Here is a 13,387-nt window from a genome sequence, read left to right as displayed (position 1 = left end):
GGCCATTGGCCTACTTGAGTGCTTTAAAGGGATCTACGATTAAGTAGGTAGTCAGGCCTGACCGCATGACTGTCGGAAAAATCTCGTGAAACTGGTCTTAATTATCAAGATCTGTTTGTGTTTGAGCCTTTGAAGGCTTGGGTTTTTACAAAGGGGCCCATGCTGGATCTGGTTTGAATCAAACGTATTTGTGCCGTTTGTTTTGGTGTTTGTTGAGTGTTTAACGCGCTCAAGTAATGCGAAGCATGGTAGCGCACAAATAAATGATCTTTTTAAGAGCCTTTGAGGCTCTTGAAAAAGATGAACATTGATAATGAGAGTGATCAAGTGTCTTAAGGGCATTCGGTGGATGCCTTGGCGACAAGAGGCGATGAAAGACGTGATACGCTGCGATAAGCTATGGGGAGCTGCGAATAAGCTTTGATCCATGGATTTCTGAATGGGGCAACCCACTCCGTATGGAGTACCCGCAAGGGAGCAAACCCGGGGAACTGAAACATCTAAGTACCCGGAGGAAAGGACATCAACCGAGACTCCGCTAGTAGTGGCGAGCGAACGCGGACCAGGCCAGTGGCTGTAGATTAAGAACTGGAACCGTCTGGAAAGTCGGGCCTTAGTGGGTGATAGCCCCGTACAGGTAGAAAGATCTATAGTCCTCGAGTAGGGCGGGACACGTGAAATCCTGTCTGAACGTGGGGGGACCACCCTCCAAGCCTAAGTACTCCTTGTCGACCGATAGCGAACAAGTACCGTGAGGGAAAGGTGAAAAGTACCCCGACGAGGGGAGTGAAACAGTTCCTGAAACCGGATGCCTACAAACAGTTGGAGGGCTTTGTGCCTGACAGCGTACCTTTTGTATAATGGGTCAGCGACTTAATTTAACGAGCAAGCTTAAGCCGGTAGGTGTAGGCGTAGCGAAAGCGAGTCTGAATAGGGCGTTTTAGTTCGTTGGATTAGACCCGAAACCGAGTGATCTAGCCATGGCCAGGTTGAAGGTGCGGTAACACGCACTGGAGGACCGAACCCACGCCTGTTGAAAAAGTCGGGGATGAGCTGTGGCTAGGGGTGAAAGGCCAATCAAACTCGGAAATAGCTGGTTCTCCGCGAAATCTATTTAGGTAGAGCGTCGGATGAATACTCTCGGGGGTAGAGCACTGGATGGGCTATGGGGGCTTACCGCCTTACTGATCCTAACCAAACTCCGAATACCGAGAAGTACTATCCGGCAGACACACAGTGGGTGCTAACGTCCATTGTGGAGAGGGAAACAACCCTGACCGCCAGTTAAGGTCCCTAAGTTATGGCTAAGTGGGAAAGGATGTAGAGATCCCAAAACAACCAGGATGTTGGCTTAGAAGCAGCCATCATTTAAAGAAAGCGTAACAGCTCACTGGTCTAAATAAGGGTCTCCGCGCCGAAAATGTACCGGGGCTCAAGCCATACACCGAAACTGCGGGTGTGCACTTTAAGTGCATGCGGTAGCGGAGCGTTCTGTAAGTCTGCGAAGGGAGACCCGTGAGGGCTCTTGGAGATATCAGAAGTGCGAATGCTGACATGAGTAACGATAAAGGGAGTGAGAGACTCCCTCGCCGAAAGTCCAAGGGTTCCTGCTCAACGCTAATCGGAGCAGGGTTAGTCGGCCCCTAAGGCGAGGCCGAAAGGCGTAGTCGATGGGAAACAGGTTAATATTCCTGTACTTGGTGGTAGTGACGGATGCCGTGTGTTGTATCTCCTTATTGGATTGGGGGTGCAGCGAAGGTGTTCCAGGAAATAGCTCCACCGTATAAACCGTACCCGAAACCGACACAGGTGGACTGGTAGAGTATACCAAGGCGCTTGAGAGAACTATGCTGAAGGAACTCGGCAAAATGCTCCCGTAAGTTCGCGAGAAGGGAGACCTGTACTTGGGCAACCAGGTATAGGTGGCACAGAAATGGGGGTGGCGACTGTTTATCAAAAACACAGGGCTCTGCGAAGTCGCAAGACGACGTATAGGGTCTGACGCCTGCCCGGTGCTGGAAGGTTAAGAGGAGGTGTGCAAGCACCGAATTGAAGCCCCAGTAAACGGCGGCCGTAACTATAACGGTCCTAAGGTAGCGAAATTCCTTGTCGGGTAAGTTCCGACCTGCACGAATGGCGTAACGACTTCCCCGCTGTCTCCAGCATAGACTCAGTGAAATTGAATTCCCCGTGAAGATGCGGGGTTCCTGCGGTCAGACGGAAAGACCCCGTGCACCTTTACTACAGCTTCACACTGGTATTCGTAATGACATGTGTAGGATAGGTGGTAGACGTTGAAGCCTTTGCGCCAGCAGAGGTGGAGTCATCCTTGAAATACCACCCTTGTCCTTATGGATATCTAACCGCGGCGCAACAACGTCCGGGACCGTGTGTGGCGGGTAGTTTGACTGGGGCGGTCGCCTCCCAAATGGTAACGGAGGCGCGCGAAGGTGGGCTCAGAGCGGTCGGAAATCGCTCGTTGAGTGCAATGGCATAAGCCTGCCTGACTGCGAGACTGACAAGTCGAGCAGAGTCGAAAGACGGCCATAGTGATCCGGTGGTCCCTCGTGGAAGGGCCATCGCTCAACGGATAAAAGGTACGCCGGGGATAACAGGCTGATGATGCCCAAGAGTCCATATCGACGGCATTGTTTGGCACCTCGATGTCGACTCATCACATCCTGGGGCTGGAGCAGGTCCCAAGGGTTTGGCTGTTCGCCAATTAAAGTGGTACGTGAGTTGGGTTCAGAACGTCGCGAGACAGTTCGGTCCCTATCTGCCGTGGGTGTAGGAGAATTGAGAGGATCTGTCCCTAGTACGAGAGGACCGGGATGGACGTACCTCTGGTGGACCTGTTGTGGCGCCAGCCGCATTGCAGGGTAGCTATGTACGGACGGGATAACCGCTGAAAGCATCTAAGCGGGAAACCCACCTCAAAACCAGTTCTCCCTGAAGAGCCGTGGAAGACCACCACGTCGATAGGAAGCGTGTGGAAGTGCAGCAATGCATGAAGCTTAGCTTTACTAATAGCTCGTTCGGCTTGATCCTCTCATTAGTCAATGTTCATCTTTACTTGTGCTACCGGCCTTCGGCCTACTTGAGCACGAGTTTTAAAAGCGCCAAAAGGCGCTTTGAAAAGATAAGTCTTAGTGCACTAACGGCCTTCGGCCTACTTGAGTGCGTTTTGACTTATCAAACGACCAGTTCTCATGGAAAAAGATCACGAACCAATAGGTTCGCAAGCGCAACGCGCGCCAGCCGGACAGGCTGCGCCGTCCGCAGGTCAGGGCGTCAGCCCGCTCAACCGTGAGGACCAAACAAATAAGACCAGTTTAGATTCTCAAGGGAAATGACGTCGAACCGAAAGGTTCGCAAGCACAAGCGTGCGCCGGCCGGTCAGGCCGCGTTCCCGCAGGCCAGCGCAGTCATGCGCGGTGCGGCCGTGAGGGCTAAACAACAAGACCAGTTTTACAATTTATCTGCCCTTCGCCGGCCTGGTGGCTCTAGCGGGGAGCCCCCACCCGATCCCATCCCGAACTCGGCCGTGAAACTCCCCAGCGCTAATGGTACTGCATCTTAAGGTGTGGGAGAGTAGGTCGCTGCCAGGCCTGCAAAGTGCAGATAAATACATCTTCAAAACGATAAAGCGCTCACGGTTGAGCGGGCCAAGAGGCCCTAACCTCCGCGAGGGCCCCCTGACCGGGTGGCGGCCACTTGGCCTTGCCTCAGCTGCGCTTCGGAACTAACGTCCCAAATCGGCGCAAAAACCCGGTCTTCTTGAATTACTGTGCCGTATCCACATGGAAACGGGACGCGCTCAAGCAGCCCGAAGGGCGATAGCGCAAATGAATAACGCGGGATGGAGCAGTCCGGTAGCTCGTCAGGCTCATAACCTGAAGGTCGTAGGTTCAAATCCTACTCCCGCAACCAAATACAAAAATGGCCGCCCAAAAGGGCGGCCTTTTGTGTATTCAGCCGCGGATATGGGGCACACCCTTAGCCAGCACCAGCACCAGCACCAGCACAGCTAGCAGGACTGCCCCAGACGCAAAAGGCAAAAAACACAAAGCCTACGCCCGCAAACACTAATACAACCCGGCCCCAAAGCCGGGTTTTACATTGGTTAAGCGGATACAGAGCTGAATTTGATTTGGGTTCACGGAAGGACGCCTCCGCCCGACGCAACCGGGCTATAAACTCCAAATTCTGACCCCGCAACAAAATCGTAAAACACCAAGCACTGGCACCCAGTTGGCGATGCCATGTTCCTGGAAAAACGAGATCTGGTACGGATGCTGCCTGCATAAAACAGGCCTTTGATCGGGTGCGACCGGTTGCTGCCGCCAGTTCTGTCCGGTATTGCTGGACCCCTCTGCGATGCACTTATCGGGCCTATTGGTAAGATTAAAACCATTACAATGGTGAGGTCACAAGGGTGCGGAAATAGTCGTGAACATTGGAGATGCTGTTAAACAGTAAGGAAACAGCCATGAATATTGGTGACGCTGCAAAACAGTGTGGGCTGCCAACCAAAACGATCCGATACTACGAAGACATCAAACTGGTTGCTCCGTTGCGCTCTGAAAATGGCTACCGGGACTATTCTGAGACGGATGTCCAGCGGTTGGCGTTCATACAGCGATCGCGAGGTCTCGGTTTCACCATTGATCAATGCCGCGAGCTTTTGTCGCTCTATGATGATCGCAATCGGGCGAGTGCCGATGTCAAAGCGATCGCGCGGCTGAAGATCGACGAGATTGATGCCAAGATCAACGAACTCAAATCCTTGAAGAAAACCCTGAAGTCCCTGGTGGCGAGTTGCCAGGGTGATGACCGTCCGGACTGTCCGATCATTGATGATCTGGCGGGATCTATTTCGACCAAATAGCGGGTCCTCTAATATGGCAAACGAGAGACTGCAACTGTCCTCGTTGTGTGAGTCAATGCGTATAGGTTTCATGGAACTCCGCTTGCAAGTGCGCGGGGTAGCAAAGACACCTGAAGGCTCCTAATTAAGATCAGAAATGTAATATCGAGCTCCGCGACGACGCTGGTTGCAATCATCTTGCTGGCATACGCCACGGGGCGCGACGGGTTTTTCCAAAGAGCGGATTGATGCCATGGAAGAGTTCGGCACGAACATGAAGCAAGTTGGGCAGGAGCTCTTCGAGGCCAAACGCCCTGTGATGCGTCGAAAATTGTTAGTGCTGCTGGGATCATCGCGGGCAACATCGGTGGAAATCTGACACGGAAATTTCCGCTGGGGAGCCGGATTTCGCCAACTGAAGCGAGCTCCCTCATTTTGACACAGTGGAAGAAATTTGCGCTCTATGCCAATGACATGGAAACAGCAGCGCTGAATCTTGCCGGCACAGCTCATGGAAGAGCCGATCTTGACCTTATAGCGGCAGCGTTCGGGCGTCTCGCTAAAACCTCTACGACTTGCCACGAGACGTTTCGGGTTAAAAGCTAACGAACGGGATGCTTGTTACGTTTTACTCAGGCACTTGCGCCGGTTCGCGTCATGATTTACGTGACCAGACGTGCCGGGTTATGCGTACATCGATATACGCATCCCGTCCGAGAGAACTCCAGAAGGAAATGGCTATATGACAATCCGCTACCACAAAGGCGACTTGCCAGACCTGAGTGCCTATGAAATGGCATCCGCTGTGGCAGTAGATTCAGAAACACTCGGGCTGAACCCGCATCGCGATCGCTTGTGCGTTGTGCAGTTGTCTCCAGGAGATGGATCTGCCGATGTGGTCCAAATCGCTCGGGGGCAAACCGAAGCGCCAAATCTGACGACGCTCTTTAGCGATCCTTCCAAGCCCAAGATTTTTCATTTTGCACGGTTTGACGTGGCGGTCCTTCGTCACTATCTGGGGATTGAAGTGAAACCGGTTTGGTGCACGAAAATAGCGTCCAAGTTGGTCCGCACATATACCGACCGCCATGGATTGAAAGACATTACCCGCGAGCTTCTGGGGGTTGAACTGTCGAAGCAGCAGCAGAGCTCAGATTGGGCAGCCGAGACACTGTCCGATGCGCAGTTGGCTTATGCTGCATCAGACGTACTACACCTGCATGATCTGAAGGCGAAACTTGAGATGATGTTGGAACGTGAAGAGCGGACACATATCGCTGATGCCTGTTTTGGCTTCCTGCCGGTCCGAGCAGAACTCGATCTTAAGGGTTGGGAAGAAAACGACATTTTTGCTCATTCCTGAGTAAAGGCCGCCGCCGGCACGCTGCGTGACCGGTTTGGGAGTGCTGGAGTTGCCTTTGAGCGCAGTGAACCAACAGTTCGGCGGACTTATCTCCCGCGACATGGAAAGCAGGGTCCAGCGATCCGCACGCCGGCACAGCTCGCTGGTGCGCGTTCTGCGTTTTCTGTTTCCCGCAATTGGGCTGCTCATTTTGGCCGGCATGATCGGCGCTGTGGTGGTGTTCAATGTGCTGGGGTCTTTCGGTGCGGCCAATCTCGTTTTGACCAGCGATGGGATCGTAATGGACCATCCGAAACTGTCCGGCAATGATGGCGAACGCTCCTATCAAGTGACTGCACGCAAGGCGATACAGCGTCTGACGGATCCGAGGATCATCGATTTGGAGGAAATCCGTGCCGATATCGTTCTTGCCCCAGATGAGGGCGCGCGGATAATTTCCCTCAAAGGCATATATAATAACGCTGAGGAAACCCTGCGCCTCTATGAGGGGGTGCAGCTGAACTGGAGCGAAGGCTATACAGTCGATGTTGAGACAGTGGACGTCGATCTGAAAACAGGGGCTTTGTCATCTGACGATCCGATCACGATCGCTTCTGGTGAAGCTCAGTTGACCGCTGGCAAAATCGACTACGACAAAGACAAAGAGATCGTTTGGTTCAAAGAAGGGGTCAATTTGATCCTCTACCGGGCGAGCAAGGACGAAAGCGAATGATGAAATCGGTCTATAGACGCGGCTTGATCGCAAGTTCGGTGTTGATGCTGGCAATTGCACCTGTATCTGCTCAAACTTTTTCCGATTCATTCGCGGGCTTTGGGTCCAGCAATGGCGAGCCGATTGAAATCGAGTCCAATGAACTCAAGGTCGAAGACCAGACGAAAGTTGCGACGTTCATTGGTGATGTTGTGGTGATCCAGGGGGACACCCGTCTTGAGACATCGCAATTGAAGGTGTTCTACGACGGCGATGGTCAAGCTGCTGGGAATGAGAACAGCACTGGGGGAGCTGTTCCGGCCCAACAGGAAATCTCGCGGCTCGAAGCGACGGGTGGCGTTCATATTTCTTCAAAGGACCAGACCGCGACCGGGGACGCTGCAAACTTCGATATGAAAACGGAAGTCATGGTCATGACCGGCAAGGAAGTCGTCTTGAAACAGGGCGGCAATGTTGTTGTTGGCAATCAATTGACCGTGAACCTGAAAACCGGCCAAGCCAACTTGAATGCGCCGGCGGACAGTGGACGGGTCAAGGTGCGCATCCTTCCCAATTCAGTGCCGAATACCCAGCAATGACGCCGGAAAGTCATCGGTAAGACATTTCAGTGTTTAATGACTTTTGTAGATACCGGCAGCGGTACAAACGGATGGAACACCAGTGAATCGGCCCCCTATGGACAATTACGATTTTGAACATGGCCTTTCAGGTGTGACGGCACCGGCGGACGATCTGTCCAACGCACTTGTGGTTGATGGGATCGGAAAAACCTATGGCCGGCGTCAAGTCGTGAAACACGTCGGTTTAATGGTCCGCCCGGGGGAAGCCGTCGGTCTGCTTGGCCCCAATGGCGCCGGCAAGACAACGACCTTTTACATGATCACGGGCTTGATCCGGCCGGACCAGGGCAAGATCTATCTCGAAGGCTTCGATATAACCCGGATGCCGATGTACCGCCGGGCCCGGCTCGGGATTGGTTACTTGCCTCAGGAAGCGTCCATCTTCCGTGGATTGACTGTGGAAGAGAACATACGTGCGGTCCTTGAGGTGATCGAGCCGAACCGGAAACAGCGCAAGGAAGATTTGGATTCCCTTCTGGCGGAGTTCGGGCTGACCCACCTGCGCAAGTCTCCGAGTATCGCGCTGTCTGGCGGTGAGCGCCGGCGCGTGGAGATTGCCCGCGCTCTGGCAAGCCGTCCATCATTTATGCTGCTCGATGAACCGTTTGCGGGGATTGATCCAATTGCTGTCGGTGACATTCAGCAGCTTGTCCGCCATCTCACCAAACGCGGTATCGGCGTCTTGATCACGGATCACAATGTCCGTGAGACGCTCGGGCTGATCGACCGGGCCTATATTATTGCTGCCGGAGAGGTTCTGACCGAAGGGCTTCCGCGCGACATCGTCTCCAATCCAGATGTCCGCCGACTTTATCTTGGTGAGCAGTTTACCCTTTGATGACAAGGCGCGTGCAAGTTTGTATCTTGTGATCATAAGCAAGAAGCAGACCAACCGAACCTGACGAGCGCCCGGGACATCAATGGCAATATCAACCAAATTGGAGATGCGACAGAGCCAGTCGCTTGTCATGACGCCGCAGTTGATGCAGGCGATCAAGCTGCTGCAGATGTCCAATCTCGATCTGGTTGCCTATGTCGAGGCTGAACTGGAACGCAATCCGCTTTTGGAAAAAGGGGAGGCCGATACAGGTGATAGTGCTCCCAGCGATGCCAATACCCAGTCTGAAGCCCCCGGTGATGTCCGCACGGAACGGCCAGAGACGTCTGCGGGCGGCGATAGCGAGCCTGGCAGCGGCGACTGGATGCAGAGCGATTTGGAAACCGGCGCAGAGGCAATTGCCTCGCGGATGGATACAGATCTGAGCAACGTGTTTCCGGATGAGCCTGGAGTGCCGGCCTCTCCGGATCCGGCTCAGCTGAAGGGTGGCGACAGCTACAAGAATGCGGGGTCGAGCGCGGCCTCCGAAGACTACAATCTTGAAGCTTTTGTCGCCGAAGAGGGGTCTCTAACCACTTCTTTAGAGGAGCAGATGAACCTCTCGATATCCGATGAGGTGGACAAGTTGATTGCCGGTCACCTGATCAACTCAGTGGATGAAAACGGATACCTCTATCTCGATTTGGTTGAAGCCGCTGAGCAACTCGGTGTTGAGCCAGAACGTGTTGAGAGTGTTCTGAGTATCCTGCAAACGTTCGAGCCGGCGGGCGTTTTTGCCCGAAACTTGGCTGAGTGTCTCAAGCTCCAGTTGATTGAGAAGAACCGGTATGACCCGGCAATGGAAGCGTTGATCGTCAATATTGAGTTGCTTGCCAAGCGGGAACTTGCGGCGCTTAAAAAAATCTGTGGTGTCGACGAAGAAGACCTCAAGGATATGATCCACGAGATCAGAGCCTTGGATCCAAAACCCGGCTCTGTATTTGGCGGCGCTTTGGTCCAGCCAATGGTTCCAGATGTTTTCGTGCGCCCGGCCAACGACGGCACTTGGGCGGTCGAACTGAACTCCGATACGCTTCCGAAGGTTCTAGTCAATCAGACATATTTTGCGCGTGTCGTGAAAACAGCCCGCAATGAGACCGAGAAAGAATACCTGACGGAGTCTCTGCAAACCGCAAACTGGCTCGCGAAAAGCCTGGACCAGCGGGCCAAGACAATTCTAAAGGTCGCCACCGAGATCGTGCGTCAACAGGATGGTTTCCTGACTTATGGAATTGCGCACCTCCGCCCGCTTAATTTGAAAACGATTGCTGAAGCGATCGAAATGCACGAGTCGACGGTCAGTCGGGTGACGTCCAACAAATACATGGCGACACCGCGTGGCATTTTTGAACTTAAGTACTTTTTCTCCTCGGCAATCTCCGCGACCGTCGGCGATGATGCGCATTCCGCCGAATCTGTGCGCCACAAGATTAAACAGATGATCGACGCGGAAGATCCAAAGGCGATTCTTTCCGATGACACCATCGTGAAGGTCCTCAAAGATGAGGGCGTGGATATTGCGCGCCGCACAGTCGCAAAATATCGCGAGGCCATGAAAATCGGCTCTTCCGTCCAACGGCGGCGGGAAAAGAACGCAAAGATGTAAACGTCCGGGAATTCAGCCGAACTCTTTCTGGTTTTTTTGGTGTGTACTGTAAGAAACATCGGTTTATTTTGCGTTTTTCGCAATATTACCCCGTTTTCTGTATTGGTTTTATCGGATTCTTTCCCATTTCATGAGACGATTGACTCTCATGCAGGCGCCGATTATAGGACCGCCCTTGTGACTATGAGGGGGATGGCACTTTAGCGCTGACTGGTCCATTGTGTAGGTGTGAAACGTTTCTCGTTTCCGCACCGGCGGTTCCGCCGGTGACCTGTCGGTCAATAGAAAAAGAAGAGGTCCCCATGGCTTTGCGGATTTCGGGTAAAAATGTTGATGTTGGTGACGCAATGCGTGTCCATATCACAGACCGAATCGAAGACGCCCTTTCGAAATACTTCACGGGCGGTTTCACTGGCCACGTCACGCTGAGCAGGGAGGGTACGGGTTTTAAATCCGAGTGCACCGTGCATCTGGACACTGGAATTGTGCTGCAAGTTTCAGCTCAGGATCAGGATCCTAGAAACAGCTTTGATCAAGCTGCTGACAAGATCGAAAAACGATTACGCCGTTACAAGCGTAAACTGAAGGATCATCACAGTCACAACGGCAACGGCCGCGAGGCGTTCGAAGCAGCGTCCTACGTGTTGGCCTCGCCGGAGGAAGACGAGGAAGTCCCGGCAGATTTCAATCCGCTGGTCATTGCAGAGACATCTGCAAAAGTGAAAACGATGACCGTAGGCATGGCCGTTATGGAGCTTGATCTGACGGAAGCTCCGGTTGTCATGTTCAAAAATGCGGCAAATGGTGGTGTCAACGTTGTCTACCGCAGGGCGGATGGCAATATAGGGTGGATAGACCCTGCACTGGTGGCAAACGCCGCCGCAGAATAACACTGATGCGCTAGGGTCCGGCTTCCATGTAAGCGGGAAGCCGGCGCCCGAAACGGATAGGCGAAGGAATGGATCTTAGTGATCTTCTGAGCAAAGACGCGGTTATCTCCAGGCTGAAAGCCAAGAGCAAAAAGCAGGCGATCCAGGAGTTGGCAGCCAAGGCGGCTGAACTGACCGGTCTTTCTGAGCGGGAAGTCTTTGATACGTTGCTGCAGCGTGAGCGGCTTGGTTCCACTGGCGTCGGACAAGGTATCGCAATCCCGCACGGCAAGCTTATCCGTCTAGACCGCCTTGTCGGGGTCTTCGCGCGTCTGGACAAGCCGGTCGATTTTGATTCACTCGACGAAGAGCCGGTGGATCTTGTGTTCCTACTTCTGGCGCCAGAAGGCGCCGGAGCTGACCACTTAAAGGCACTTGCCCGCATTGCGCGGCAATTGCGTGATGCGGCGGTCACTGAAGGGATCCGGTCTGCAGCTGAAGCTGAAGACATTTATGAACTTCTCACCCAGCCAATAGCGTCATCTAACGCTGCCTGATAGGCCAAGCGTTGCCACACTGAGATTACTGAAACCTCTGAGCGTGGCTGTGTGCCTGATCAGCGCGCTTCGACGGGTTCAGGTTCGGCGGCAGCTGTCGGCAAGTCCTGCGGCTGAAACTCGGCCCCTCTGCCTTTTTGCAAAGCCGGCAGTTGAAGCTGCAGTAACTCGGCAGGAGGGGCGGTCTCCTCGGGGATCCGCCAGAGTGTGGACCGGATTGCCAAGGTACCTAGCGTTTTCGTCGAGGTCATAACGGCCAGTATCGTGGCAAGCAGTGGCCCCACCGCGACAGGGATGACCGGCCAAACCAGATCAATGGGTTGCTGAACGATCCAGGCAAGGCCAGCTGCACCGAAAAGGGTCTGCGGCCAGAGTTTGGAGACGACTAGCAAGACCGGCAAGCGCGCAACACCACGTGCTTGCGCACCCCAACCAATAGATTTTCCGAAAGCAAGACCAGCCATGAAGACGGTGTGAGCAACCGCCATGATAGGCGCAAGCATGGCCGCATAGACGATCTCAGCCATCACGCTAAGCAGTATTCGGATGGGGCCGCCAAACGCTTTTCGAAGATCCGTGCGTGCAATGATATCCGCGACAGTTGCCAGCTTCGGTGCAAAAACCATTGTCAGCACGGAGAAAAACAAAACAGCGCCGGTATCCGCCCGATAAGGAGCGTAATCCGTGGTCATTCCAAGGGTTGCAGCCCCCACCATAAATCCGATCCAGGCGGGTGACCCGAGAAACATCAGGATGGCGAGGACCAACTGAGCACGGCTGACGGGCTTAAGGCCCTTTAGACCAAGCAGTTTACGGTACTGCAAATTGCCCTGGCACCAGCGAAGATCGCGGCGGATGAACTCTAAGAGGTGTGGCGGATTGGCCTCATAACTCCCGCATTCTTGCGGCAGGACACGGACTTCATATCCGGCGCGGCGCATCAGAACAGCCTCGACTTGGTCATGTGACAAAACCGGACCGCTCAACGGGCCTGTTCCAGGTAGAACTGGCAGCTTGCAATGCTCCTTGAACGGCTTTAGACGTAAGATGGCATTGTGCCCCCAGTAGGGCCCGCAATCTCCCTGCCACCATGCACTGCCGATCGTGTAGGAGCGCATTCCAAGACGCATCCCAAACTGGAAAATCCGTGCAAAGGCGCTATCTGTCGGCAGCCCAACCACGAGGCTTTGAAGGATACCGATCTGCGGATTGACTTCCATGCGCCGTACCAGATCGATGATCGCTGAGGCGGACATGTAGCTGTCCGCATCCAGCACGATCGCAAACTCGTGACGATCTCCCCAACGTTCACAAAAATCTTCGATGTTGCCGGCTTTGAAAGCAGTGTTTTCAGTCCGGCGCCGATAAATGACATCCATTTGTCCAGAAAACCGGGCAGACAGCCGTGCCGACATTTGCTGTTCTTGCTGCGCTGTTTCGTCCCGGGACGTATCGCTTAAAACGTAGAGTGTGAAGTTAGGCCCGGAGCCTGCACGGATCAGATTGCTGGCCATCGCGGTGAGATTGGTCTCCAGCGAGTCGACGTCCTCATCTTTGATACAGGAAAGGAGTGCTGTGGAGCTGGAGATCGGTTGAGACGCGTCTCCATGCGCGATCGGGCATACGGCCGCCACCGGGTCCTTGGAAAACCGCATGACCAGAAGACCGATCACAGCGTTCCAGAAACCAATAATGGTCCACGGAAGTGTGACCATGAAACAGGCAAGGATAAAGAAGTCCAAAGGCGTGTGACCGCCGGGTGATAATGTCACGAACATTAACGCCGACAAGGCAACGAAACTTGCCGCCAACAGGAAGGCGAACAGAACCCGGCGACCGGTCATGGACGTTTTGGACAATGCCGGGTTAGGTTTATCAATGACTTGCAACATTTTTCGGACTTCCAATCCTTGCAA

The 13,387-nt window shown here is 53.8% G+C and carries 10 protein-coding genes, 1 tRNA gene and 2 rRNA genes; 12 read left to right on the top strand and 1 reads right to left on the bottom strand.

Going from position 1 to position 13,387, the window contains the following annotated elements; all coding sequences use genetic code 11:
• The first annotated feature begins 321 nt into the window (after positions 1-321).
• From ACQY4Z_RS09590 to ptsN, 12 genes are all read left to right on the top strand, one after another.
• A 23S ribosomal RNA gene (locus tag ACQY4Z_RS09590) occupies positions 322-3,048 on the top strand.
• A 445-nt stretch (positions 3,049-3,493) separates the two neighbouring features.
• Positions 3,494-3,608: ribosomal RNA gene (gene rrf, locus ACQY4Z_RS09585) — 5S ribosomal RNA — on the top strand.
• A gap of 245 nt (positions 3,609-3,853) precedes the next feature.
• Positions 3,854-3,930 (top strand) — tRNA-Met (locus ACQY4Z_RS09580).
• Positions 3,931-4,489: 559 nt separating this feature from the next.
• Positions 4,490-4,888 carry a Cu(I)-responsive transcriptional regulator gene (gene cueR / locus ACQY4Z_RS09575; protein WP_428528738.1) on the top strand — a complete coding sequence of 133 codons (399 nt, stop codon included), beginning with the start codon at positions 4,490-4,492 and terminating at the stop codon, positions 4,886-4,888.
• Between the two features lie 309 nt (positions 4,889-5,197).
• Positions 5,198-5,473, top strand: a complete 276-nt coding sequence (locus ACQY4Z_RS09570; RefSeq protein ID WP_428529502.1) for a cytochrome c — start codon at positions 5,198-5,200, stop codon at positions 5,471-5,473.
• Positions 5,474-5,609: 136 nt separating this feature from the next.
• Positions 5,610-6,230, top strand: coding sequence for a ribonuclease D (locus ACQY4Z_RS09565; protein WP_428528736.1), 621 nt, complete (start codon positions 5,610-5,612; stop codon positions 6,228-6,230).
• Between the two features lie 64 nt (positions 6,231-6,294).
• Positions 6,295-6,942 carry an LPS export ABC transporter periplasmic protein LptC gene (gene lptC, locus ACQY4Z_RS09560; RefSeq protein ID WP_428529500.1) on the top strand — a complete coding sequence of 216 codons (648 nt, stop codon included), beginning with the start codon at positions 6,295-6,297 and terminating at the stop codon, positions 6,940-6,942.
• Positions 6,939-7,520, top strand: a complete 582-nt coding sequence (locus ACQY4Z_RS09555) for an LptA/OstA family protein (protein ID WP_428528734.1) — start codon at positions 6,939-6,941, stop codon at positions 7,518-7,520. Before lptC ends, ACQY4Z_RS09555 begins: the two co-directional genes overlap by 4 nt.
• A 97-nt stretch (positions 7,521-7,617) precedes the next feature.
• Positions 7,618-8,400, top strand: a complete 783-nt coding sequence (gene lptB / locus ACQY4Z_RS09550) for an LPS export ABC transporter ATP-binding protein (RefSeq protein WP_428529498.1) — start codon at positions 7,618-7,620, stop codon at positions 8,398-8,400.
• Between the two features lie 82 nt (positions 8,401-8,482).
• Positions 8,483-10,045 carry an RNA polymerase factor sigma-54 gene (gene rpoN, locus ACQY4Z_RS09545; RefSeq protein WP_428528732.1) on the top strand — a complete coding sequence of 521 codons (1,563 nt, stop codon included), beginning with the start codon at positions 8,483-8,485 and terminating at the stop codon, positions 10,043-10,045.
• Between the two features lie 302 nt (positions 10,046-10,347).
• Positions 10,348-10,935: a ribosome hibernation-promoting factor, HPF/YfiA family gene (hpf, locus tag ACQY4Z_RS09540; protein ID WP_040451389.1), complete on the top strand. Its 588-nt coding sequence runs from the start codon at positions 10,348-10,350 to the stop codon at positions 10,933-10,935.
• A 68-nt stretch (positions 10,936-11,003) separates the two neighbouring features.
• The gene (ptsN, locus tag ACQY4Z_RS09535) at positions 11,004-11,471 is read left to right on the top strand and encodes a PTS IIA-like nitrogen regulatory protein PtsN (RefSeq protein ID WP_409685860.1); all 468 of its coding nucleotides are present in this window, start codon (positions 11,004-11,006) and stop codon (positions 11,469-11,471) included.
• 59 nt (positions 11,472-11,530) lie between these two features.
• Here the strand turns inward: ptsN and mdoH are convergent, their stop codons facing one another.
• Positions 11,531-13,363, bottom strand: a complete 1,833-nt coding sequence (gene mdoH / locus ACQY4Z_RS09530) for a glucans biosynthesis glucosyltransferase MdoH (protein ID WP_428528729.1) — start codon at positions 13,361-13,363, stop codon at positions 11,531-11,533.
• Positions 13,364-13,387 lie beyond the last annotated feature (24 nt).

It is taken from the genome of Roseibium sp., assembly GCF_965276855.1.
In the GTDB taxonomy this organism is placed as follows: domain Bacteria; phylum Pseudomonadota; class Alphaproteobacteria; order Rhizobiales; family Stappiaceae; genus Roseibium.
Note: the sequence above shows the minus strand (reverse complement) of the source record. Positions and strands in the feature narration are given on the sequence as shown.

Coding starts and splice junctions, on each gene's coding strand:
- ptsN (WP_409685860.1), top strand. CDS start 11,004: ATGGATCTTAGTGATCTTCTGAGCAAAGACGCGGTTATCTCCAGGCTG.
- rpoN (WP_428528732.1), top strand. CDS start 8,483: ATGGCAATATCAACCAAATTGGAGATGCGACAGAGCCAGTCGCTTGTC.
- hpf (WP_040451389.1), top strand. CDS start 10,348: ATGGCTTTGCGGATTTCGGGTAAAAATGTTGATGTTGGTGACGCAATG.
- lptB (WP_428529498.1), top strand. CDS start 7,618: ATGGACAATTACGATTTTGAACATGGCCTTTCAGGTGTGACGGCACCG.
- cueR (WP_428528738.1), top strand. CDS start 4,490: ATGAATATTGGTGACGCTGCAAAACAGTGTGGGCTGCCAACCAAAACG.
- ACQY4Z_RS09555 (WP_428528734.1), top strand. CDS start 6,939: ATGATGAAATCGGTCTATAGACGCGGCTTGATCGCAAGTTCGGTGTTG.
- mdoH (WP_428528729.1), bottom strand. CDS start 13,363: ATGTTGCAAGTCATTGATAAACCTAACCCGGCATTGTCCAAAACGTCC.
- ACQY4Z_RS09565 (WP_428528736.1), top strand. CDS start 5,610: ATGACAATCCGCTACCACAAAGGCGACTTGCCAGACCTGAGTGCCTAT.